The sequence below is a fragment of the Paenibacillus aceris genome, from assembly GCF_017874035.1.
Lineage (GTDB): Bacteria > Bacillota > Bacilli > Paenibacillales > NBRC-103111 > Paenibacillus_E > Paenibacillus_E aceris.
This window is the reverse complement of the sequence record NZ_JAGGKV010000003.1, coordinates 360,315-381,297: the sequence shown is the minus strand read 5'-3', so window position 1 is coordinate 381,297 and position 20,983 is coordinate 360,315. Positions and strand designations below refer to the sequence as shown.

The 20,983-nt window shown below is 46.4% G+C and carries 25 protein-coding genes and 1 pseudogene; 16 read left to right on the top strand and 10 right to left on the bottom strand.

What is annotated here, in order from left to right:
• Positions 1 to 18: 18 nt before the first annotated feature.
• The 4 genes from asnB to J2Z65_RS08505 are packed head-to-tail and all read left to right on the top strand — an operon-like array spanning position 19 to position 4,934.
• Complete coding sequence (gene asnB / locus J2Z65_RS08520; RefSeq protein ID WP_167062268.1) at positions 19 to 1,893, top strand: asparagine synthase (glutamine-hydrolyzing); 1,875 nt, start codon at positions 19 to 21, stop codon at positions 1,891 to 1,893.
• Between the two features lie 42 nt (positions 1,894 to 1,935).
• Complete coding sequence (locus tag J2Z65_RS08515; protein WP_167062265.1) at positions 1,936 to 2,679, top strand: HAD-IIB family hydrolase; 744 nt, start codon at positions 1,936 to 1,938, stop codon at positions 2,677 to 2,679.
• Between the two features lie 38 nt (positions 2,680 to 2,717).
• Entirely contained in the window at positions 2,718 to 3,197 is a 480-nt protein-coding gene (locus tag J2Z65_RS08510; RefSeq protein WP_167062262.1) for a DUF456 domain-containing protein, read from the top strand.
• Between the two features lie 48 nt (positions 3,198 to 3,245).
• Positions 3,246 to 4,934, top strand: coding sequence for a putative polysaccharide biosynthesis protein (locus tag J2Z65_RS08505; RefSeq protein WP_167062259.1), 1,689 nt, complete (start codon positions 3,246 to 3,248; stop codon positions 4,932 to 4,934).
• On the opposite strand, the gene J2Z65_RS08500 is transcribed toward J2Z65_RS08505, so the two are convergent.
• Positions 4,918 to 6,090 carry a DUF2515 family protein gene (locus tag J2Z65_RS08500; RefSeq protein ID WP_244999142.1) on the bottom strand — a complete coding sequence of 391 codons (1,173 nt, stop codon included), beginning with the start codon at positions 6,088 to 6,090 and terminating at the stop codon, positions 4,918 to 4,920. The genes J2Z65_RS08505 and J2Z65_RS08500 overlap by 17 nt on opposite strands.
• A gap of 334 nt (positions 6,091 to 6,424) precedes the next feature.
• On the opposite strand from J2Z65_RS08500, the pseudogene J2Z65_RS36310 reads away from it, so the two are divergent.
• Together J2Z65_RS36310 and J2Z65_RS36305 are read left to right on the top strand one after the other, a co-directional pair.
• Positions 6,425 to 6,574: pseudogene (locus J2Z65_RS36310) on the top strand (DUF4183 domain-containing protein); the annotation flags it as partial.
• A gap of 6 nt (positions 6,575 to 6,580) precedes the next feature.
• Positions 6,581 to 6,832, top strand: a complete 252-nt coding sequence (locus J2Z65_RS36305) for a DUF4183 domain-containing protein (RefSeq protein ID WP_167062253.1) — start codon at positions 6,581 to 6,583, stop codon at positions 6,830 to 6,832.
• Positions 6,833 to 6,882: 50 nt separating this feature from the next.
• Here J2Z65_RS36305 and J2Z65_RS08490 read toward each other — a convergent pair whose 3' ends face one another.
• Complete coding sequence (locus J2Z65_RS08490) at positions 6,883 to 7,077, bottom strand: type II toxin-antitoxin system antitoxin (RefSeq protein ID WP_167062250.1); 195 nt, start codon at positions 7,075 to 7,077, stop codon at positions 6,883 to 6,885.
• An 11-nt stretch (positions 7,078 to 7,088) separates the two neighbouring features.
• Positions 7,089 to 7,928, bottom strand: coding sequence for an SPFH domain-containing protein (locus J2Z65_RS08485; RefSeq protein WP_167062247.1), 840 nt, complete (start codon positions 7,926 to 7,928; stop codon positions 7,089 to 7,091).
• Positions 7,929 to 8,114: 186 nt separating this feature from the next.
• Here J2Z65_RS08485 and J2Z65_RS08480 point away from each other — a divergent pair, with 186 nt between their 5' ends.
• From J2Z65_RS08480 to J2Z65_RS08465, 4 genes are all read left to right on the top strand, one after another.
• On the top strand, positions 8,115 to 8,459 hold the full coding sequence (locus J2Z65_RS08480; protein ID WP_167062244.1) for a thioredoxin family protein: 345 nt from the start codon (positions 8,115 to 8,117) through the stop codon (positions 8,457 to 8,459).
• A 226-nt stretch (positions 8,460 to 8,685) separates the two neighbouring features.
• On the top strand, positions 8,686 to 9,585 hold the full coding sequence (locus J2Z65_RS08475; protein WP_167062241.1) for a COX15/CtaA family protein: 900 nt from the start codon (positions 8,686 to 8,688) through the stop codon (positions 9,583 to 9,585).
• Between the two features lie 212 nt (positions 9,586 to 9,797).
• Entirely contained in the window at positions 9,798 to 10,508 is a 711-nt protein-coding gene (locus J2Z65_RS08470) for a Cthe_2314 family HEPN domain-containing protein (protein ID WP_167062238.1), read from the top strand.
• Between the two features lie 7 nt (positions 10,509 to 10,515).
• On the top strand, positions 10,516 to 11,304 hold the full coding sequence (locus J2Z65_RS08465; protein ID WP_167062235.1) for an SDR family oxidoreductase: 789 nt from the start codon (positions 10,516 to 10,518) through the stop codon (positions 11,302 to 11,304).
• A 54-nt stretch (positions 11,305 to 11,358) separates the two neighbouring features.
• On the opposite strand, the gene J2Z65_RS08460 is transcribed toward J2Z65_RS08465, so the two are convergent.
• Positions 11,359 to 11,604, bottom strand: a complete 246-nt coding sequence (locus tag J2Z65_RS08460) for a NifU family protein (RefSeq protein WP_157319629.1) — start codon at positions 11,602 to 11,604, stop codon at positions 11,359 to 11,361.
• 97 nt (positions 11,605 to 11,701) lie between these two features.
• Between J2Z65_RS08460 and J2Z65_RS08455 the strand changes: the two genes are divergently transcribed.
• Positions 11,702 to 11,956, top strand: coding sequence for a YuzB family protein (locus tag J2Z65_RS08455; RefSeq protein WP_167062232.1), 255 nt, complete (start codon positions 11,702 to 11,704; stop codon positions 11,954 to 11,956).
• A gap of 28 nt (positions 11,957 to 11,984) precedes the next feature.
• Here the strand turns inward: J2Z65_RS08455 and J2Z65_RS08450 are convergent, their stop codons facing one another.
• On the bottom strand, positions 11,985 to 13,049 hold the full coding sequence (locus tag J2Z65_RS08450) for an NAD(P)/FAD-dependent oxidoreductase (RefSeq protein ID WP_167062230.1): 1,065 nt from the start codon (positions 13,047 to 13,049) through the stop codon (positions 11,985 to 11,987).
• Between the two features lie 45 nt (positions 13,050 to 13,094).
• Positions 13,095 to 14,198 (bottom strand): aminofutalosine synthase MqnE, encoded by a 1,104-nt coding sequence (mqnE, locus tag J2Z65_RS08445; RefSeq protein WP_420850839.1) that lies wholly within the window; start codon positions 14,196 to 14,198, stop codon positions 13,095 to 13,097.
• A gap of 337 nt (positions 14,199 to 14,535) precedes the next feature.
• Here mqnE and J2Z65_RS08440 point away from each other — a divergent pair, with 337 nt between their 5' ends.
• Positions 14,536 to 14,715: an aspartyl-phosphate phosphatase Spo0E family protein gene (locus tag J2Z65_RS08440; RefSeq protein WP_338111735.1), complete on the top strand. Its 180-nt coding sequence runs from the start codon at positions 14,536 to 14,538 to the stop codon at positions 14,713 to 14,715.
• A 144-nt stretch (positions 14,716 to 14,859) separates the two neighbouring features.
• Positions 14,860 to 15,231: an iron-sulfur cluster insertion protein ErpA gene (gene erpA / locus J2Z65_RS08435; RefSeq protein ID WP_167062224.1), complete on the top strand. Its 372-nt coding sequence runs from the start codon at positions 14,860 to 14,862 to the stop codon at positions 15,229 to 15,231.
• A 676-nt stretch (positions 15,232 to 15,907) separates the two neighbouring features.
• On the opposite strand, the gene J2Z65_RS08430 is transcribed toward erpA, so the two are convergent.
• Both J2Z65_RS08430 and J2Z65_RS08425 read right to left on the bottom strand, forming a co-directional pair.
• A complete protein-coding gene (locus J2Z65_RS08430; RefSeq protein WP_167062221.1) occupies positions 15,908 to 16,591 on the bottom strand; it encodes a class I SAM-dependent methyltransferase in 684 nt (227 codons plus the stop codon).
• Positions 16,592 to 16,664: 73 nt separating this feature from the next.
• Positions 16,665 to 17,711, bottom strand: a complete 1,047-nt coding sequence (locus J2Z65_RS08425) for a MerR family transcriptional regulator (protein WP_167062218.1) — start codon at positions 17,709 to 17,711, stop codon at positions 16,665 to 16,667.
• A gap of 152 nt (positions 17,712 to 17,863) precedes the next feature.
• Between J2Z65_RS08425 and J2Z65_RS08420 the strand changes: the two genes are divergently transcribed.
• Both J2Z65_RS08420 and J2Z65_RS08415 read left to right on the top strand, forming a co-directional pair.
• Positions 17,864 to 18,277: a glycoside hydrolase family 73 protein gene (locus J2Z65_RS08420; protein WP_167062215.1), complete on the top strand. Its 414-nt coding sequence runs from the start codon at positions 17,864 to 17,866 to the stop codon at positions 18,275 to 18,277.
• A gap of 26 nt (positions 18,278 to 18,303) precedes the next feature.
• Positions 18,304 to 18,510, top strand: a complete 207-nt coding sequence (locus tag J2Z65_RS08415; protein WP_193580999.1) for a hypothetical protein — start codon at positions 18,304 to 18,306, stop codon at positions 18,508 to 18,510.
• A 47-nt stretch (positions 18,511 to 18,557) separates the two neighbouring features.
• Here the strand turns inward: J2Z65_RS08415 and J2Z65_RS08410 are convergent, their stop codons facing one another.
• The gene (locus tag J2Z65_RS08410; protein WP_167062212.1) at positions 18,558 to 18,719 is read right to left on the bottom strand and encodes a mechanosensitive ion channel protein MscL; all 162 of its coding nucleotides are present in this window, start codon (positions 18,717 to 18,719) and stop codon (positions 18,558 to 18,560) included.
• 339 nt (positions 18,720 to 19,058) lie between these two features.
• On the opposite strand from J2Z65_RS08410, the gene sda reads away from it, so the two are divergent.
• Entirely contained in the window at positions 19,059 to 19,214 is a 156-nt protein-coding gene (gene sda / locus J2Z65_RS08405; protein ID WP_167062209.1) for a sporulation histidine kinase inhibitor Sda, read from the top strand.
• 361 nt (positions 19,215 to 19,575) lie between these two features.
• Here sda and J2Z65_RS08400 read toward each other — a convergent pair whose 3' ends face one another.
• The gene (locus J2Z65_RS08400) at positions 19,576 to 20,577 is read right to left on the bottom strand and encodes an NAD(P)/FAD-dependent oxidoreductase (protein WP_167062206.1); all 1,002 of its coding nucleotides are present in this window, start codon (positions 20,575 to 20,577) and stop codon (positions 19,576 to 19,578) included.
• Between the last annotated feature and the right edge of the window lie 406 nt (positions 20,578 to 20,983).

Here is a 20,983-nt window from a genome sequence, read left to right as displayed (position 1 = left end):
GGAGGAGTGAGTTTCACCATGTGTGGTATTACGGGTGTAATGTATTTTGAAGATAGAGAACCAACGGTAGCAATGCTGCAGCAAATGACAGATGTGATTGTGCATCGGGGGCCAAACGATTCCGGATTTTGGACGGATAATCGGATAGGTCTTGGATTTCGCCGGTTGTCCATTATTGATATTCAAGAAGGACATCAACCGTTAGCCAATGAGGATGATTCCGTGTGGATCATTTTTAACGGGGAAATTTATAATTACAAAGAATTACGCGGAATGCTGCAGGAACGCGGGCATCAATTCCGCACGCATAGCGATACGGAGGTTATTGTTCACCTTTATGAGGAGTTTGGAGAGGAATGTGTCAAGCATTTACGCGGCATGTTCGGGTTCGTGATCTGGGACAAGAAAAAGAAGCAGCTGTTCGGAGCGAGAGACCATTTCGGCATAAAGCCGTTTTATTATCATGTCAATGACCGCCAGTTTTTGTTCGGCTCTGAAATTAAGAGCTTGCTTGCTGCGGACGGCATGAACCGGTTGATCCATACGGACAGCTTGCTGAACTATCTTACATTTCAGTATGTTCCAGAGCCAAACACGATGTTCCACGGCATCCATAAGCTGCCGCCAGCCCATTATGTGAAGGTAACTTACGACGGCGAAATGTCCATACATAAGTATTGGGATCCAATGTTCGAGCCGGAAGAACGTCCTTTCGACTACTATGTGGAACAAATCCGTGAAACGTTGAAAGATTCCGTTAAGCACCACATGGTCAGCGATGTGGAACGCGGTTGCTTCCTGTCCAGCGGGATCGACTCCACGGCCATCGCCACCCATATGCGGAACATTGAGCCGATCCGGACGTTCTCCGTTGGCTTCGAAGGCGCCAACAACGAGACGCCAATCGCCGCCCAAACGGCTGCGGCGCTTGGCACAGAGCACTACGACAAAGTCATCACGAAGGATGACTTCTTCAGCACGATGCCGAAGGCGATCTGGCACCAGGACGAGCCTGTCGCCGATCCTTCGGCCATTGCCCTCTATCACGTGGCGCAGCTTGCGCGCGAGCACGTGACGGTTGTGCTGTCCGGCGAAGGCGCGGACGAACTGTTCGGCGGCTACCGCATTTATCGCGAGCCGCAGTCGTTGCGGCCGATCGATCAGCTGCCGCATACGATCAAGCGCATGCTGAACCGCTTCGCCCGGATGCTGCCCAGCAGTGTGAAGGGGCGCAATTATGTCTTGCGCGGGACAACGCCGCTGGAGGAGCGCTTCCTCGGCAACGCGAAGATTTTCACGGAGGATATGAAAGCAGAAGTGCTGCGCCTCGATCATGAGATGCTGCGCGCGTACAAGAATCCGGTGCAAATCGCAGGAGACTACTACAACAAGACGAAACATCTTGATCCAGTGAGCCGTATGCAGTACATCGACATGAATCTTTGGATGCCCGGAGATATTCTCATGAAGGCAGATAAGATGACCATGGCTCACTCTCTTGAGCTGCGCGTTCCGTTCTTGGATAAGGAATTGTTCGAGGTGGCACGCCGCATCCCGGCCAAATACCGGATCGCGAATGGCACGACGAAATATATTTTCCGTAAAGCGATGGAAGGCATCATCCCGGATCCGATTCTGAACCGTCCGAAGCTGGGCTTTCCAGTACCTCTGCGCCAATGGGTGCAAGGCTCGATGGGCGATGTGCTGCTGGAGCAAATTAAAGCTAGCGGGATTGAAGATTATATTAACATGAACACGGTAGAACGCATGCTGCAGAAACACCGTGCCGGGCAGGGCGACTATGCGCGCCGTATTTGGACGATCTACATTTTTGCCCTCTGGCATATGACATTTATGGAAGAACTGCCTAAGAAAGTGCTCGCTGCCTACTAGGTCTTGGAATGACGACATAAGGATAGACAGGAGATGGGGAACGTGGGACCATTTAAGTTAATCGCCCTCGATATGGATGGCACCTTGCTGAATGAGGAGAAGAAAATATCTCCTGAGAATCAAGCCGCAATACGGCAAGCCACGGAAGCAGGCAAAATTGTTATCATGTCGACGGGCCGCGGCGCGGTAAGCGCTATGCCTTATATTCAGGAACTGGGGCTGTCTACCCCCATGGTTATGGTAAACGGCAGCGAAGTGTGGGAAACGCCGGACAAATTGCTTCGGCGGACACTGCTCCCGGTTGAAACGGTTCGTCGTTTGCATGCCCTAGCGCAGGAGCATGACTGTTGGTGGTGGGCTTACTCGGTCGAAGGCGTCTTCAACCGCGAGCGCGAAGGTCTTGACATCGCGAACAGCGAGTGGCTGAAGTTCGGATTTTTCACAGAAAATGCAGAAAAATTGCAGCGTATCCGCGAGATCGCAGAAGGCTGGGGAACACTGGAAATCACCAATTCCCATCCTTCGAATATTGAATTAAATCCTCTGGGTATCAGCAAAGCTAGCGGTGTGGAGGCTGTCTGCCAGCTTCTGGGCATTCAGATGTCGGATGTTATTGCGATGGGAGACAGCCAGAATGATATCACGATGATTCGTGAAGCGGGTCTAGGTGTTGCCATGGGCAATGCGCAGGATGAAGTGAAACAGATTGCGGATATTACGACGGTAACGAACGAAGAAAGTGCGGTTGCCAAAATCATACATACGTATATGCTGCAAACGCAATAAAACTTTAAACCAGAACAATCACGGACGGAGATGAGCATATGATCACGCTAGCCTGGAGTTTGGTCATTCTATTATTTGTCGTAGGCATGATAGGCGCGGTATATCCAGTGCTGCCTGGTGTTTTAGCGATATACGCAGCTTATTTCATTTATGGCTGGCTGATTAGCTTTGAACCGTTCGGATGGGTGTTCTGGACGACACAAACCCTGATAGTCATTATTATTATGGTCGCGGATTACGCTGTCAGTGCGATGGGAGTCAAGAAGTTTGGAGGCTCGAAGGCAGCCGTGATCGGGAGCACAATCGGCTTGATCATAGGGCCTTTTGTCATACCTGCATTTGGGTTAATCATCGGTCCCTTCCTAGGCGCCGTAATTGGCGAGATCATCATCGGCACCAACTGGAAGAAAGCCATCAGCGCGGGCGTCGGCTCCGTCGTCGGTTTCTTTGCAAGCAGTGCAGTGAAAATTGTGCTGCAGCTGGCGATGATTATTCTCTTTATAATTTGGGTTTTATAATTGAACATGATGTTGGTATGAATACGGGATTAGAGAGTAGGAACACACTTGACGAAGGAAACCAAAGATTCTCTTGTAAAAGGGACGCTCATTCTCACCGTAGCCGCGCTTGTAGCGCGGTTTCTCGGCGTTTTCCAGCGTATTCCGCTGGTCCACCTGCTGCATGAGGGAGGAATGGGCAGTTATTCCATAGCTTTTAATCTATATTCCATTCTCCTTGTTGTCGCCACCGCGGGTATTCCCAGCGCGCTAAGCAAAATGGTATCGGAGAAATACGCGATCGGCCGTCCTGCGGAAGCAGAGCGCATTTATCGAGCAGCGATTTGGTTTGCCATCGTTGCGGGTGCGCTCATGACTGCGCTGTTGTATGTTTTTGCGCCTATTTATGCGGAACGAATTTCACATGGTGGACCGGATGCTACGCTAGCCACTCGCGCGATTGCGCCGGCGATGCTGTTCTTTCCACTAATTGCGATTATGCGCGGCTACTTCCAAGGCAGACAAAACATGATGCCCAACGGGGTATCGCAAGTGGTGGAGCAAATATTCAGATTGGTTACCTCGATTGGTCTTGCCTTTATTTTATTAAATATCAGCCTAGGCTGGGGAGTTGCGGGAGCATCTTTCGGCGGGGTTATGGGTGGAATCGCCGCACTTGCCGTTATGCTTTACTATGCGATGAAGCTCAGACGCAGGGATGCCGCTTCTCTGAAGGAGAACGTGTCTCGCGCTGCAGCTGAGGAAACAGCAGCCGGACGATCAACGGCTTCAGCAGCGACACCTGCGCGTTACAGCGAGATTTATCGCAGCCTGCTGAAGCTGTCGATTCCGATCGTCATCTTCTCGGTGACGGTTACCTTGGTTTATGCCATCGATACGTCGATTATCATTCCACTTCTAGAGGGAACCATTGGCAGCGGCGAAGCGCTTGGTTTGGTCGGTATTATCGGAGGCCGCGCGCAATCTTTGGCCGGGATCCCGATTATTTTGGCCATCGCGCTCAGTCAATCGGTTGTACCGATCATCTCAGCAGCTTACTCCCGTAAAGATATGAAGCAGGTTGGCCACCAGACAACAAGGGTGCTTCAGCTCTCCATTCTATCCGGGTTGCCTGCGGTGCTCGTTATCGCTATTGCTGCCCGTCCGCTTGATTTCTTTATGTTCGGACATGAAGATACTGCCTATGGTATGAGTCACGGGCCATACATGATCTCCTTGCTGACTTTAGGCGCGATGTTCCAAATTGTCATGCAGACCTCCGGTGCGGTATTAATGGGCATGGGCCGTATGAAACCACTGATGCTGCATGTTGCCGTTGGGATTGCGGTCAAGTTGGCAGGAAGCTTCTTGCTTGCTCCATGGCTTGGCATTTATGGCATCATCGGCTCCACAGGACTTTGCTTTATCGCGATGTCATGGCTCAATTTGCGCACGCTGCGCAAAGAAGTGCGCTTCACGATTCTCGGAAGGCGCTTCATTGGGTTGACGATTTCGATTGTCGTCATCGCGGGTCTTGGAGTTGCGGCTGAATGGCTCACGCATACGTATGTGCAGCCAACCGGCTTATACCGGATCAATGAAGGCATCAATGCTGTACTCGTTTGTGGCTTCACGGCTGCTTTATATCCGCTGATGTTGATGCTTACGCGCGTAGTTACGAAGGACGATGTGAAGAATTTCCCAGCGCCTGTACAGAAGCTGATTGGCAAAGCGAGTCGTCTTATCGGACGTTCATAGCTTGCGCAGTCAGAATGGCCAGCTCAAGCTTATTAAGCCCGGCGTACATGGCTTGAGTTAAATCATAGGACTGCGGCACTGAGATGGGACGCATATGCTTCAAAGGCTCGCTGGCTTCCTGAAACCAGTCGCCGGGCTCCACGGGCATCAGCGGTCTATCCGGCCATACAGCTCCAAGCGTAGGACTATATAAAGGCAAGCTTCCTTTCTTGAGGAAGCAGCCATCCAGCCTCTCCTGATAAAGATCATCGGGAGGGGCTTTTCGTATGGGGGAGAATAAGTGAGGCCAGTAATCGGAACGTGAACCGGTGTGTGGCGTTGCGTCAGCATAACGAAGTACACCCTGCAGCACCTCAGGCGCTCCAAACAGAAGCGCATAGAGGCTTTTCCCGAATTCGATGCGTTCTGTTAAGTTGGCAAAATTCTCAAGGATAAGTCCAGCCAAATGAGGCTGGGGGGAGTCTCCTTGTGTGGACAAGGACCAGAAGGGGAACGCGACTTGATTTAACTGCAGCCATCCTTGGCTTTTAAAGAGCGTCTTATTGAGAACAGTCTGCTGGAACTGCTCTTTTTGGACAACGCGCTGTTCGATGTAATTTTGTTCGTTCACGATAAGGGCAATTGTAAGCGCTGCGGATTCTTGATCCGTCCAAAATGCCTGCCAAACAGGAACCATCCACATGGAGATAGCCAGATGGGGGAGCAGGTGAAACAAGTTTTTCTTTCGTTTTTTACTTTCCTCATAAAGCAGCAGTTGGGGATAAGCATCTTGAAAAATAAGGCTGTTGGCACGCTCCAGAAAAGCAAACAGATGCTCAGCCTGATCCGAGTCGATGAGGTGCGGCAGCAGCTCGCCCCGCAGATCGGTCATATTCCAGCCACCGCACCGGGAAACCATGTGGGCCAGTAAAGCCCAGTGAAGCTCGGGGTACGCATGGTAGCAGGCCCAATAAGCCATTGTGCGGGTCACATTATTACGGTTCTCTTGTCGCGTTCTCATTCGGATTTGCTCCACGAGCGACTTCTCATCAGAAGTGATAGGGAACGGCTCTACACCGCCACGAAGCATTTCTAATTGCTGTACTAAGCCTTTCTCTACTCTTTCTGCGATCGTTTTTGACAGAGGGATGGCGTCTAAACTTGTTGCTTTCATCATGACCTCCTCGACCTTCACCTGCCTCATTTCTTTATTGTTCGCTCATTCAGTCGCAGCTATGTGAAGCAAATTCCGGAATTTGGCTACGATTTCTATAATTGGGGCAAAGTCCTGATAATAATATCCAATTATTGGAATGGGCATCTGTATAAAATGAAACATCTGAAAGCGATCGTTTGCGGGGTGATTCACATCAGTGTCAATTTGTATGTCACAAGTTGTTCGCGTCATAAGCACGCGAACAAACGGCGAAAGAAGCGGTTGGTGAAGAAATGTAAACATCGGCGACGACTTAAATATTTGGCGCGGGCCTATTTTTTTTATACGGTCTCCGATGGTGAGAAAAGGGTGTACACCAAAGAAGTTCAGACCCCCGGCTATGGGTTTAAATGCATTCCTAACCCCAAAATCAACCTCCTATCGACAAGTCTTCGTAAACGGTGTCCTGCAGCCACGAACCCTATATCGTATACGAGAGGCAGCAAGCTTCTTGGATGACGGTGGCAACGCGGTAGTTGCTCTTCCAGCACCGCCGACAGATGGCTATTACAACGTATATGTCAACGGTGTGCTGCAAGAGGGCGGATTGTCCACCCTTACAACAGCATCCCTGGTATTAGCAACAACAGCAGCTGTAGCCGGTACGCCGGTTGTTCTCGAAGTCGCCGATTTCTCCACAGCGAGCTCTACGATTACTGTTGAGCCGACGATTTCTGCACCAACAATTACGGTTGTCGTGTAAAAAAAACATCTCACTAAGCGTAAGCTTAGTGAGATGTTTTTTTGGGTTACCTAGCCTTCAGTCTGGGTTTCTGGAGGGGGTTGACTTGCACTTGGCCTCGGCAACCGCCCCGCACGCTGCAGAGATTCCCGAAGCAAATATTCGATATGACTGTTGACGCTCCGGAACTCATCCTCCGCCCAGCGCTCCAAAGCTTCATAGAGCTTGGGATCGAGTCGGAGCGCAAAGTTTTTCTTAGGAGCCATAGCGGAGCCCGTTAATACAGCGTGCCGGTATTAATGACCGGACTTGCCGAGCGGTCCGATACTATCGCTACCAGCAAATTGTTGATCATGGCCGCTTTCCTCTCTTCATCGAGGTGCAAACCTTCGGCTTCGAGACGGTTGATAGCCATCTGAACCATGCCGACAGCACCGTCTACGATGATTTGGCGGGCGGACAAGATCGCGGAAGCTTGTTGGCGCTGCAGCATGCTGCTTGCAATTTCCGTTGAGTACGCTAGGTGAGTCAGACGCGATTCCATGACTTCAACGCCGGCAACAGAAAGGCGCTGCTGCAGCTCAAGACTAAGTTCAGCGGCAACTTCATCCGCATTTCCTCTCAGTGAATAACCATCGCTGTCGAAGCGGTCATACGGATACTTGCTGGCTACATGTCGAAGCGCGGTTTCACTTTGAATTTCCACAAACTTCTCGTAACTATCTACATCGAACAGCGCTTTGTACGTATCAACCACTTTAAACACGACGACAGCAGCAATTTCAATGGGATTGCCTTCGATATCGTTCACCTTCAGCTTGACGCTGTTAAAATTGCGAACCCGCAACGAAATTTTCTTTCTGGTCGAAAAAGGGACAATGAGCCATAGGCCGCTTTTCCGAATCGTACCTAAGTAACTGCCGAAGAAAGTGATAACTGAAGCTTCATTCGGCTGCACAGCCGTAATCGTCGAAACAAAAATCAACCCCAGTACAATAAGAATCACGCCCGGCACAAAACGTTCCTGCGTAAGGAGTAGAATTCCAAACCCTCCGCCAATAATAAATAACAAAATACCAAGAAATCCGTTGATGGACCAAGCTTTGGTTTCTTTCATGTAAGCAACACCCTTTCAAGTTGGATAATCACATTCATTTAAATATTATTTTGATATTTATATGATATCACTTTTTACTAATAATGTAAATAAGGTCAAAGTGGAAGATGATGTCATCCATAAATCTTGACACTCGATTTTGGGCATGCTATAAGTTAATAAATTCCTAAGCAGTGAGGTGCTCATATGTTAAAAATTTCAAATGAACAAACTTTCCAAGAACAAATCTCGAAGTCTACGCTGACTGTTGCCGTTTTCAAAACAACTTGGTGCAAAGACTGCCACTATATTAATCCTTTCATGCCGGCTCTAGAGGAAGCATATGCAGGGCGCATTACCTTTGTTGAATTAGACCGTGACGAAGTGCCCGACTTGTGCGAGCAGCTGAACATTCTAGGTATTCCAAGCTTTATCGCTTTCCGCGATGGCAAAGAGCTCGTACGTTTCGTTAGTAAATTACGCAAAACCCGTGAAGAAATTGAACAGTTCCTAGATCGGGCTCTTGAGGTTTCCGGCGCGCTGGCACCTTAAATAAAAGGAAAAGAAACGGCTCTAAGCAGAGTCGTTTTTTTACTGAAATCTGTCCAAACTCCTCGAATATCACAACTTTGACACGAGTTTAGCCGATCATCCGCGGTTTCGGAGCTTTGTAACAATTGCGAATGGATTTGCCAACTTTTTAAAGCTATAATTGAAAACGAAACCATCTAATTAGGGCAAGATCTACCGAAGTCACGACATAAAAGTAGGTGCAATCATGCAAAAACTGATTCAAAGGCTAGCGAATCTGTCCGCCATCGGCATGTTTCTCATTCTTGCAATGGGCGCCTTGGTTACGAAGGCTGATGCAGGCAGAGGCTGCGGAGACGAGTGGCCGCTGTGTCATGGGAAATTCGTCCCGGCGCATACGATATCGTCGTTTATCGAATATAGTCATCGACTGGTAGTCGGTATTGTGACGCTCATCCTGATTGCTACATTCTTTCTAGTATTTCGTTATGTAAAACGGAAAGATGCGAAGTTTTTTATCTCCGGAACCGTATTTATGACGTTGGTCCAAGCAGCTATGGGCGCTATGGCCGTCGTATGGCCGCAATCTTCCCTCGTACTGGCGCTGCATTTTGGCTTATCCCTGCTGGCCTTTGCGTTTTCCTTGCTGCTTGCGCTTGTGTTTACACCTTGGGGCCAATTTCAAAGGGATACCGTCATTCGCAGTTCCTTTAAAGCGATCGTATGGATAACGACGATTTACAGCTACGTTGTTGTATATCTGGGGGCTTTTGTCCGTCACACGGTTTCATCAGGCGGATGTTCAGGCTGGCCATTGTGCAACGGAGAAGTCATCCCTGAGCTTAGCGGCGCAACCGGCATTGTCTTTACCCACCGGATAGCGGCTTTGCTGCTCTTTGTATGTATTCTGTTTCTTTACTTGCAAGCCAAGCGTTACTACCCGAGCTCAGACAAATTGCGTTTCGGCAGCAAATGGGCACTGATCCTGGTTTCCCTTCAAGTCATCAGCGGAGCTGTGGTTACTTGGTCGATGGGGAATGAAGTCGCTTATTTATTTACCGGCATGGTGCATGCGGTTATCGTTTCTTGTATGTTTGGATTTCTATGTTATTTATGCGTACTTACGCTATATGACCGCAAAGCATGAGGCCCTGGCGGGCTGGCCCCTTGGAAGCAAGGCAGAGCTGCTTTTGTGGGAGAGGAGGCCTTCTTGCTGAGAGGGCTATTTCCTTTTTATTTTCATTTGTATGTTTCCGACCCTCTGGGTCTATACTTACTTCTATTATCGATCCTGGGTGGAGGAAGCCACCGCTATACAAACAAACAGACGGCAAGTAGGAAGAAAAGGGGGGTGTACCCATGCTGCGAGTATTGTTCCATGAACCGAGACGAATAGACAGTGGGCTTCTGCTGGAAGCCGGCAATGCGGTGAGAACGTTTATTGAGCATCTGGAATCGAAGGAGCACAACCGAGCTGCTTCGGATTATTCGAAGTATCACCGGCAAGCGATCTGGAGCAAAGGATTCATAGATGCGCTCGATGAGCTAGAGCAAAGCAAATACTGCTGTGAGCGTTATGCTGAACATATCCATAAAGCCTTTCTAGAGGACATGAACCCGCAGGAGATGGAAGCCTACCGCCTTTTTGTATACTTTTTCAAAAATGCTTTCATTCGGTTGTTCTCCATTTTGGACAAACTAGGCACGTTCATGAATGATTTATTTGAGCTGAAAACAGAGGTGCTGAAGTCGCGTTATTCGTACTTTACTGTACTGCGCCGGATGCATGAAAAAAAGATTCACGGCGCGCTCGAGGTTCAACTGTACAATCTCAAAATGGATTATAAATCTCCGCTCGACCGGCTGCGCAATCAACGAAATATGGAAATTCATTATATTAATGCCGAGATGCTGGATGATCTGATGCAAAAGGAACCTTTTCCGGGCGATCGAATTCATGTTGAGAATGTAAAATCAAATGTTGCTGATCTCCAGCAGGGATTTGAAATGGTATGCCGAACCTTATCAATAGCTTTCTCTTATATTACGGCTAGTATTGCAAAGGGGTAAGAGGACCATGGAATTAAGAGGCCGAACGGTTCTTATTACAGGCAGTGCGAAGGGACTCGGCAAAATGACCGCCATCACCCTGGCTAAACAGGGCTGTCAAGTAGCTGTCAATTATGTAAAAAGTGAGAAGGAAGCCGCGGAGCTCGTCCATCACTTGAAAGATCTTGGAGTACGCAGCATTGCGGTTCAAGGCGATGTCGCGAAGAGGCAAGACATCACACGGATGGTGGAGCAAACGGCGTCTGAACTTGGCCCCATTGATATTCTTGTGAATAATGCGGGACCTTTTTTTCGGGAGCGGCGCTTTTTTGCTGACTATGGCGTCGATGAAATCGAATATCTCATGCGCGGTAATTTGCTCGGCGTCATGGAGCTCGACCATTTGGTTCTGCCCATGATGAGGGAGAAGCGGTGGGGGCGTATTATCCATTTTGGATTTGGGAAAGCTGCTGAAGCCAGAGGGTGGACGCATCGCGCCGTTTATGCGGCAGCGAAGGTTGGCTTGGTTTCCTTCACAAAGACGTTGGCTGAAGAAGAAGCCAGCCATGGGATTACCGTTAATATGATTTGTCCGGGCGATATTCGGGGCAAACATAAAGAGCAGACGATGCAAGAGGCTCGTCTGGAGGTCGATGGAGAGACGCCAGTGGGAAGACCGGGGACTGGCGAGGATGTGGCCAGGGTCATAGAATTCCTGTGTTTACCGGCCTCCGATTTCATTACGGGCAACATTATGGATATATCCGGAGGATTGGATCCGATTCAACCATTGCCTGTGCTCAATCAGCGCAAATAACTTAGCAAAAAGAGCTTACCATAGAGGTAAGCTCTTTCTTATGATATAGTCGTATTAGAACACTTGCACGACTTCTGTTATACCTTCAACTTCTTCAACCAGTGCGCGTTCAATACCGGCTTTCAACGTGATCGTCGAGCTCGGGCAGCTTCCGCAAGCACCCATCAGTTTCAACTTCACAATTCCGTCTTCTACGTCAACGAGATCCACGTCACCGCCATCGCGTTGTAGAAAAGGACGAAGTTTATCTAAAACCTCAAGGACTTCATCATAAATAGCTTCTTTCGTTTTTTCAGACATTTGATTCATCTCCTTTCTTTCTATATTATATTACAATAATGATTAAATGAAAATGGTTTTCAACTTGAATATATCAGCATAAGGTGGAATTTTTATTATGAGACCAATCATAGAGTTTTGCGCCAGCAACATGCACAATGGAACCGAGAAAGTCATGAAAGCTTTAGAACAAAATCCCGACTATGATGTCATTGAATACGGCTGTCTTGGCAATTGCGGACAGTGTTATATGGAGCCATATGCGCTTTTGAATGGCGAAATCATTGCTGCAGAAAGTGCAGATCAGCTTCACGAACTCATCCTAGCGAAAATAAAAGAGATTGAAGCGATGTACGATTTGCTAGGCGATTGATTTTGCCATCTTGCTGAGCGTATAGAGCTTACCCAAAGTGTCGCTTCGATTTCCATAAAACGCCGCTTTTGAGCATACGGGCGATTTTTCCAGTCATCAGCGTGCGTTTGCCCATGATGCCGAATCCGCTCTTTTTACCGAGTGAACCGAGTGTGCCTCTGAGTTTAATTTTACCGAGTCGCGGTGTTTCGCCTTTCCAGATCGCTTGCATCGCCTCGGCAATTTGTTTGCCTTGCGCTTGCGCGGCTTGCGCGCTAGGCGAGAATGGAAGGGAAGCACAGTCGCCGACAACGAACACGTCTTGATGCTCCGGAATTTGGTGGTACTCATTTAACATAATACGGCCTTGACGGTCTTTGGGAACATTCAATGCTTCAACAATTGGATTCGGCTGAATGCCCGCTGTCCAGATTGTAGCATCTGTGCGAATGATCTCATCCCCGTTGTACAAATCTCCGCCGTCCAGACGACATAAAGAAACATTTGGACGAAGCTCAATGTGATGCTCAATCATCCATTCCCGCACATATTGCTGCAGGTTGCTTGGGAATGCAGACAGAAGACTTGGCCCACGGTCGATGAGTCGAATGTTCAGGTCAGGACGGCTTTCTCTTAACTCTGAGGCCATCTCAACTCCGCTTAATCCGCCTCCGATGATAGATACTTGTCCGTATGGCGCAATGTTATTGATGCGTTGGTACGTCGCACGGGTCTGTGCCAGCGTTTGAATGCTGGAGGAGTGCTCCATAGCTCCGATAATGCCATGATAGCTATCTACACAGCCTAGCCCGATTACAAGCCAATCATACGTCAAAGGTTCTCTATCTTCGAAACGAATTTCCTTTTTTTCCAAATCCACTGCGGATACTTCTCCATAAGTTAACAGTAAACGAGGATCGTCCGGATAAGCGACACGAATATGCGTTTCAGCAATCGTGCCGGAAGCAAGCGCGTAATATTCCGTTTTTAGTCCTTGAAAAGGGCTGCGGTCAACCATTTCCAGTATGGTATCCTCCGGTAAATCTTTCTCCAACATGTTCAAGGCTATGGTCAGACCGCCATAACCTCCTCCGAGAATTACAAACTTTTTCATAACACTGGGTATCCCTTCTGCACTGATCTCTCTTCTCTAGTATGACTAATACACTTTGATTTCATTATAAAAGGTGTCGCGTTCAACTGGTGTACGTCCAGCCCCTTGAATCAACCAAACAAGCTCGTCCCTTGTAAGACCTTCCGGGGATAGTGCGCCAGCTGCGTGCGAAATTTTTTCTTTCACAATCGTTCCGTGTGCGTCAGAAGCACCGAAGGTGAAGGAGAGCTGGGTCAATTTGGTACCGATATTAATGAAGTAAGCTTTGATATGCGGGAAGTTATCCAGCATCAACCGGCTAATCGCGATGGTTTTGAGCTCGTCCCAAGCAGGTACGCGCCTTTTTAGGCCTGCGTTTTTGCTGGCTGGTTGGATGGAGTTCGGAATGAAGACCAAGAAACCGTTTGTTTCGTCTTGCAGTTCACGTAGAAGCATCATATGTCGAATGCGCTCTTCTTTTGTTTCGATCGAACCGTACAGCATTGTAGCGTGTGTTTTCATGCCGAGCAAATGCGCATTGCGATGAACGTCGAGCCATTCCTCTGAGGAGGCTTTTTCAACTTTCATTTTGGAACGGTAGCGTTCAGTTAAAATTTCGGCTCCGCCGCCAGGGAGTGTCGATAAACCGGCATCCATTAATGTTTTCAAAACATCCCGGTAGCTTAGGCCGCTGATCCGAGAGAAAAATTCGATTTCTGCCGCGGTATGCGCTTTGATCGTCACATCAGGGTAGGCGTTTTTCAATTGACGAATACAGTCAACGTAATATTCAAAAGGCAGATGAGGGTTATGCCCTTGACTAATATGAAATTCTCTAATTTCTGGGTTAAAATTTTCGGCAACATAGTCTAACATTTGGCTTGGCGTCAGCGTGTAGGCACCTTCTTCGCCTTCGTCACGGCGGAAATGACAAAAAGCACAATGCTCCTCACACACATTCGTGAAATACAAACTCATATTTTGCACAAAATAAACCTTGTTTCCGTTCAATCGTGTATTTACTTTGTTTGCCATTTGTCCTATGCTCAGAAGATCATCCGATTCGTATAAAAATAATCCATCTTCCATGGATAGACGTTGACCGTGCTCAACTTTGTCGGCGATTTCCGCCATCCGTTTGATCGGGTCCGTGGTTATAACACTCATCATTATTCCTCCTATGAATTCAAAATAAAGCTCATACAGAATCGACGCATCCATCTGAAGTAGACAACATGCGCCTTTGCGGTGTGAGTGGCTCGCCTACCTGTCTGCCAGTTCGGTTCAGGAATTCACACCTAACTTTTTTGCAGTAAACGTACAAACTATCCTAACCATTATAAACCTCCGCGTAGGGAGGGGCAATATGATGAACATGGACATAAATTGACAATCTTGCTAATCTACAAGATTTGCTATCAAATTCACAAAAAGGTTATTCCCAATATTAACAAATTCCTGTATACTATTGCAATGTGATTACGTAGGGTTAAAAGGTGATTAAATCGTGCCAACATATTTCGTGACCGAACCGCAGGAACGGTTGGATATAGCTATCGAACAGCTTCGAGACCAAATGGTGACTTTAGGCACTGAATTTGGTTTCATGCATCCTGACGTACAGCAGTGCAGTCGAGAGCTCGATCAGTTGCTGCTGCAATATTATGCGATACAACGGAAGCAGTAAGCTTATGGCAACAATGGCTAGAATGTATATACAGCTGCCCTTGAGCAATGCTTGGAATAGGAGTATACTTGATAGTAAGCATTACGAAACTTATGGATAATGCCAGTTTTCCTCATAGGAAAACATCAAGGAGGGATTTCCGTTATGATTAACATTAGTGAATCAGCGACTGATAAAATTAAAGAACTTTTGGCTTCTGAAGAATCACCGAACTTATTCTTGCGACTAGGCGTTAAAGCTGGTGGCTGCAGCGGCTTTTCTTACGGCATGGGCTTCGACGATGATCAGAAGGATGATGATAAAGAATTTAACATTCACGGCCTGAAGGTTGTGGTGGATGCAGATAGTTCCAAATATTTGTACGGCGTAGAGATCGACTATACAGAGGCAGGTATGGGCGGCGGATTCTCCATCAATAATCCGAATGCCGTAGCTTCCTGCGGATGCGGCTCTTCCTTCAAAGTGAAGGACGAAGAGGGCTTGGTTGAGAAGTGCGACGATAAGGTTGAAGCTTAATAAGGGTTTGTGGATTTGGGAGCGGCGTAAGCTGCTCTCTTTTTTGTTTTCCTAAGCCTTTTTCGGACTAGTATGCAAAAAATTAATCTTATTTTCATAAAACTTCAGTTCAGTAGGAGTATAATTGAGTTAGTTCACAAATTAGACAAAAGTAGATCGGAGTGATTTTTGTGAAACTATTCAAAAATTTTATTCAAGGATTTTTCTATGCTTTTATCTCGATTGGCGCACTTCCGTTCTTATTGGTAAAGATTATCCTTGAATCGTTCTCTGGTTAATGGATAGTACAAAGATGAATGGAGTCTTATCATAGTGAAGAAGCAGCGAATTTGCTGCTTTTTTTTGCTGTTTGTAAGCGAGTGACCGAGAAACCGAGAGGCTGCTATTCTGGCTACTCTTTATTCGTGTCTTATTTGCAAGTATAGGTAGCGTGAGCTAGGGAGTGGGAACTGTGATCCTCTATTTTGGATAAAACCAGGTTTTTGGCCGGTGGAAGGGAACCACGGTCCTCTATTTGCCGTTTTCGGCAAAAATGAGGTTTCGCTGAGACCAATAAGGCCCTGTAGTTCCGCACAAAGCGAGAAAAGGCCAAATTTGTACAAATAACGCCCTGTAGCTCCCCAATAACTCACCAGCCCCGCAGCCCCGCAGCCCAGCAAGAAAGTTGCGTTACCTGTTAACGCAGCCACCAAACCCCTGCGCACTCCGGAAGGTGTATCCATCCTTCTTTGACAACTTTGTCAGCCAAATCATCCCCGAAGAAAAATCTACAAAGGCGCTCAGCTTCTCTTAAGTTTTCAAAATCATAATCAGTCCTAATCCATGTATGCGACATACCGTATTCGTTTTCTAGCAGTTCAAAATACGATCGCAAAAAACTTGGAGGATTGGGAACCGCCCAGCCCGTTCCGAAATTCTCGATAATAATAGCGCAGCCGCCTGGGCGAAGAACTCGCTTAATTTCCGTCACTACCTTATGGATATTTTGTTTCCAATTAGGAAGGTCGCTGTTCCCTAAATAACAGATGCTCCAGCCGGATACAATTAAATCATAACTGTGCGAACTAACGGGGAGAGTTCGGTGGTCGGCAACCTTGGTGCTCCAATTGTGCAAACCGGCTTTTTGCAGCTTATCTGCGGTTACTTTTAACATGGCTTCGGATTCGTCAAGCGCTAAGATCGATTTCGCCTTTGGAGCTAACATACAGGTCAGTCTCCCTGAACCGGCTCCCAGATCTAAAATGTCCAGACCTTCAACCGGATGAATGGTTTCGATAACATCGATGAGACTGGGCTGCTTAGAAATGAGAAGATCATAAGTATCCGCTTGTGTTTGATATATTTCTTCATGGTTGGGCATTGTTCAATTTCCTCCTTAGATTAACGCTACACGAACATCGTAAGGATTGACGTAAGGAGAAGGTCAAGAATAATTATCGAATCGGAACAGCATAAACAATAGTCAGCAACTCATTTAGTTGTATATGTTTAGTGATATAACTATTTTCTTCGAACCAATTCAGCAGCGAGGTGCTCATCGCGTAGTACTCATTTTGAATTCTGTGGATGTCATCGTTTTTTTCTTGCTGTTCCAAGCTAGCCATGTACTGTTCTTTGTGGACTTCATTAACGAACATTAAATCCGTAATGCATATCCGACCGTGAGGCTTTAATACGCGGCGCATTTCGCCCAAAGCCAGTTTCTTTTGATCATCGGAAATATGGTGCAAAGCAAAGCTGGTCACTATGAAATCAAATTGTCCGTCCAAGTATGGAATCGCAAGAAAGTTCCCTAACTTTAGTTCCATTTGGGCATGTTTGCGCCCACAGTGCTTCAGCATTTCTATGGATTGATCAATGCCCGCCATGTGAATGTCCTTATCGAGAAACTTCGCGGCTAAATTCCCCGTTCCTGTACCAATGTCCAATCCTCGTTCACCTGCCTTTGGAGCAACCCAGCTGACCGTTGTTTGAAGAGCTTTCTCATAGTCCTTATATTCTCTATCATTATTAGCTACATTATTGTCATGTGTGAAGGCTTGATGGTCGAAGTTCCATTTATCGCTCCAATTTTTCCTGGTCTCTCTTAACCGTTTGGATCCTTCGGCGAGCAAGAAAATATCGTCTAATGGCAGTGTTTGTTGATGGTTCAAAAGATCGATCATCGTATCGGTTGTCTCAATAATTTGTTTTAACTCCAGCCACTGGGAAAAGATGATGGAACGCTGCATGTCCAAATAGTACTTTAGTTGTTCCGTATCTTCTTCGTCAGTTTGAGGCAAGGCTTTTTTAATATCTTCAATCGTCATCCCAGCTTCTCTAAGGGAAATAATCGTCTGCAAACGCCATACTTCCCTTTCTGTAAATGTTCGATATAAATTGTGCTCCTGTTTGTGCGGGGAGATCAGCCCTTTTTGCTCATAAAAGCGAATGGTTCTTGGTGAAATGTTAAGTTTAGCTGCTAATTCTTTGATTTTCATAATAAAAGGCACCCTCCCTCACTTAATAAACCTTAACCTAAGGTAAAAGTAAAGTGGATATGAATTGTAAACGTGAGGGAACTTTTTTCTCATAGAAGAATAAGATAGATTGAGAGTATGTTAGTTTGAACGAAAGAGGAGGAGGTGAGTGCATGGTAACTAGACAAGCATTTATCGAGTTGATTGCGCCGATTGCTGTCAAGCTGCGCTTGGACAATTCTCCGATTTTTCCATCAGTCCGAATCGCGCAGGCGATTTTGGAGACAGGTGGAAATGTAAACGCGTGGAACAATTTGGTGGGGTATAAGGTCGGTAGCGGTGTGCTTACGCCTTATTGGCAAGGAGACAGAGTTTCAGCATCGACCTGGGAGCTGATAAACGGAACGCGTTACGATAATGTGCCTAGTGATTTCCGCACGTATCCCACGATCGAGGCAGGGTTCAGAGATCAAGATCTTCTCTTTCAGTCCTCCCGTTATGTAAGTGTTCGTAATGCCAAAAGTCCTGGAGAACAAACGCAAGCTTTGCAAAACAGCGGGTACGCGACGTTCAAACGAATGGATTGACAAGATATGATGAGGAGATTATTCAGATGTTAGAGCAGCTGCAGGCACAAATAGCAGCCTTACAAACCAGAGTAAGCGCTTTAGAGGGGCAAGCAGCGCTAAAAGAAGTGCCTGAATGGGCCAAAGATGCGGTGGATGCGGCGGTTAAGGCAGGTCTTATCGATACGCCCAAAGACGGAAGCTATGATTTTTACCGATTATTAACGGTACTGCATCGCAAAAGCATCATCTAAAATCGCATAGTTGAAAAAAAAGAGCCGCAGGTGACGGGGAATATTTCCTAGTACACGATGCGGCCTTTAATTTTGACGTTGTCGCCATATTTAGCTTTCATAAGCTTGCTTTGTTCCAGCATAAACGAATAGATTTCTTTCAAACGGTTCTTTTTGGGTTTAATCGTTTCTTTAATTTCACCATTCAGTACAATATCGTAGACGATCAATGTAATCTCTCCTTTGTTTAACTATCTACTAACATTGTATGCGATGAATATTAACTGGCGATTAAAATTTCTTTTCAAATTTGTGAACTAAGTTAAGGCAATATTAAGTATGACAACATTTCCCTCGAAAATAGTGATCAATTTTTTTTATCGCAAGATGAGCTTCCTGGCGTGTGTATAACTTTATGCACATTATCCTCCGAGCATTCATACCGTTTAGGGGGGATATCAACAAATTACCCACAGGATATACACACTTTTCTGTGGATAACGGAACAGTTGTTCTATTTTTGACCCCGTGATAATATAATTACAAATTATAGAATAAAGGTGATTTCAGTGAGACAAATTAGCGACGAAACATTGATCGACTCTTATTACAAAGCATTGGATTTGAGATTGGAATCAGATTTTGTTGATTTATTGCTCGCCGAAATTCAGAGACGGAATTTGAAGTTGCAAGTGTACATCAAGGATGAAACTCCGCTGAATTAGAGCATATAAGAATTATATCTCTACATGACTTATCTACGAGAGACTTCTTCTCATAGATTTTGTATCTGGATGGTTAAACTGTGATTACAATCGGGGCAATTGAGCAGATGTAGGCATTGATCTTCATGACCCGACAGTGTGCCGTCCGAATCCGACATCGAGTACTCATCAATCTCCCGATAGGGGGAGTAGGGACCGAGGTAGTCGCTTAGTCTGCCGCCATCACACATAGCATGCGAGCAAACGGGGCATTCGGTGGTTAATTCCTGCAGGCCATTGCAAACCGGACATATATAAGACAAAGGGGTATTCCTCCTAATCCGAAGATTAGGTATAGAATACCCCTTTTTATGTAGAAAGATTAAAATTTCAAATTTGAGCTGTGTCCTGGCGAAAGTTTTGCTTTTGGATCAATATAAACTTTGGCATTGTTAATCGCGGTAGGTGCTTCACCGAAGCCAACAGCAATCAATTTCAATTTACCCGGATATGTGGTGATGTCCCCGGCAGCAAAGATACCCGGAATGTTCGTTTCCATTCTGGAATCAACGACGATGGAGCCATTCTCGATGTTGAGGCCCCACTCGGCGATCGGTCCAAGGGAGGATACGAATCCGAAGTTAACAATGACGGCATCGACATCATGAACGGTTTCTTCGCCGGATTTGATATCTTTAAGCGTAACTTGCTCAATACGGTCGCTGCCATGAAGCTTAGTAATTTCTGTAGGCGTTACAACGTTTACTTTGGAATTCATCAAGTTCTCAACACTGTGCTCGTGAGCGCGGAATTTATCGCGACGATGGATAAGCGTAACTTTCTCAGCGATCGGCTCAAGCATTAGCGCCCAGTCTACCGCGGAATCGCCACCACCGCTGATCAATACTTTTTGACCGGCGAAAGCATTCAGATCGCTTACGAAATAGTGAAGGTTCTTTTTCTCGAATTGCGCAGCTTCCGGAAGCTCTAAGCGACGCGGTTCAAATGCGCCAACTCCGCCCGTAATAATAACTGCCCGGCTGGTATGGGTGCCTTTGTCCGTAGTAATCTCAAAAAGGCGTTCTTCTTTCTTCACAACTTGGTGTACTTTCTCTTCCAGGCATACATCTATTGGGAAGTGTTTCATTTGAGCTAGTAAGTTATTGACTAAATCTTGCGCGGTTACTTTAGGGAATCCGGCAACGTCATAAATGTACTTCTCAGGATAAAGAGCTGCAAGCTGTCCACCGAGCTGCGGCATGCTCTCAATAATTTTCACGGATGCTTGACGCATACCTGCGTAGAAGGATGCGAACATCCCAGCTGGCCCACCACCGATGACAATAATATCGACGATGTCTTGATTCGTTTCTCTCTCGATCATTGTTAAACTCCTCCGATTCATTTCCTTTGATGTGCGATAATTCTGAGAACTGCCACAATCATTATTCCATTATAAACGCCTCTTCTAATGAAGGAAACAGAAAAGTGTGATTTCTTTATATAATTCGCTTATAAATATGATAAGTAATGCTTACAATGGTTGGACAGGCCAGAAGGGGCTGTAAGCCTGATTTTAAGCCAAAATAGCACTTGATCTTTACTAATTAAAATTATATTATATCATGAGAATCGCTTTAGCATGTTGTGACTAATTTCATCCTGTTTCATCATAAATCACTACGTGTGAGAGCAAACTAGAAGCAGTATATCACTTTTGAAGCTGTTTGTGTAATTTTTCACAAGATAGAGAAACCATGGGACAATAAAATCGGATATGGAAGTGAGAG

What these genes read in the sequence shown, in the direction of transcription:
- J2Z65_RS08475 (WP_167062241.1), top strand. Translation starts at nt 8,686, where the DNA reads ATGCAAAAACTGATTCAAAGGCTAGCGAATCTGTCCGCCATCGGCATG.
- J2Z65_RS08485 (WP_167062247.1), bottom strand. Translation starts at nt 7,928, where the DNA reads ATGAAAGAAACCAAAGCTTGGTCCATCAACGGATTTCTTGGTATTTTG.
- J2Z65_RS08480 (WP_167062244.1), top strand. Translation starts at nt 8,115, where the DNA reads ATGTTAAAAATTTCAAATGAACAAACTTTCCAAGAACAAATCTCGAAG.
- J2Z65_RS08415 (WP_193580999.1), top strand. Translation starts at nt 18,304, where the DNA reads ATGTTAGAGCAGCTGCAGGCACAAATAGCAGCCTTACAAACCAGAGTA.
- J2Z65_RS08425 (WP_167062218.1), bottom strand. Translation starts at nt 17,711, where the DNA reads ATGAAAATCAAAGAATTAGCAGCTAAACTTAACATTTCACCAAGAACC.
- J2Z65_RS08510 (WP_167062262.1), top strand. Translation starts at nt 2,718, where the DNA reads ATGATCACGCTAGCCTGGAGTTTGGTCATTCTATTATTTGTCGTAGGC.
- J2Z65_RS08500 (WP_244999142.1), bottom strand. Translation starts at nt 6,090, where the DNA reads ATGATGAAAGCAACAAGTTTAGACGCCATCCCTCTGTCAAAAACGATC.
- J2Z65_RS08420 (WP_167062215.1), top strand. Translation starts at nt 17,864, where the DNA reads ATGGTAACTAGACAAGCATTTATCGAGTTGATTGCGCCGATTGCTGTC.
- J2Z65_RS08460 (WP_157319629.1), bottom strand. Translation starts at nt 11,604, where the DNA reads ATGTCTGAAAAAACGAAAGAAGCTATTTATGATGAAGTCCTTGAGGTT.
- J2Z65_RS08470 (WP_167062238.1), top strand. Translation starts at nt 9,798, where the DNA reads ATGCTGCGAGTATTGTTCCATGAACCGAGACGAATAGACAGTGGGCTT.
- J2Z65_RS08455 (WP_167062232.1), top strand. Translation starts at nt 11,702, where the DNA reads ATGAGACCAATCATAGAGTTTTGCGCCAGCAACATGCACAATGGAACC.
- erpA (WP_167062224.1), top strand. Translation starts at nt 14,860, where the DNA reads ATGATTAACATTAGTGAATCAGCGACTGATAAAATTAAAGAACTTTTG.
- asnB (WP_167062268.1), top strand. Translation starts at nt 19, where the DNA reads ATGTGTGGTATTACGGGTGTAATGTATTTTGAAGATAGAGAACCAACG.
- J2Z65_RS08430 (WP_167062221.1), bottom strand. Translation starts at nt 16,591, where the DNA reads ATGCCCAACCATGAAGAAATATATCAAACACAAGCGGATACTTATGAT.
- J2Z65_RS08400 (WP_167062206.1), bottom strand. Translation starts at nt 20,577, where the DNA reads ATGATCGAGAGAGAAACGAATCAAGACATCGTCGATATTATTGTCATC.
- mqnE (WP_420850839.1), bottom strand. Translation starts at nt 14,198, where the DNA reads ATGATGAGTGTTATAACCACGGACCCGATCAAACGGATGGCGGAAATC.
- J2Z65_RS08490 (WP_167062250.1), bottom strand. Translation starts at nt 7,077, where the DNA reads ATGGCTCCTAAGAAAAACTTTGCGCTCCGACTCGATCCCAAGCTCTAT.
- J2Z65_RS08450 (WP_167062230.1), bottom strand. Translation starts at nt 13,049, where the DNA reads ATGAAAAAGTTTGTAATTCTCGGAGGAGGTTATGGCGGTCTGACCATA.
- J2Z65_RS08465 (WP_167062235.1), top strand. Translation starts at nt 10,516, where the DNA reads ATGGAATTAAGAGGCCGAACGGTTCTTATTACAGGCAGTGCGAAGGGA.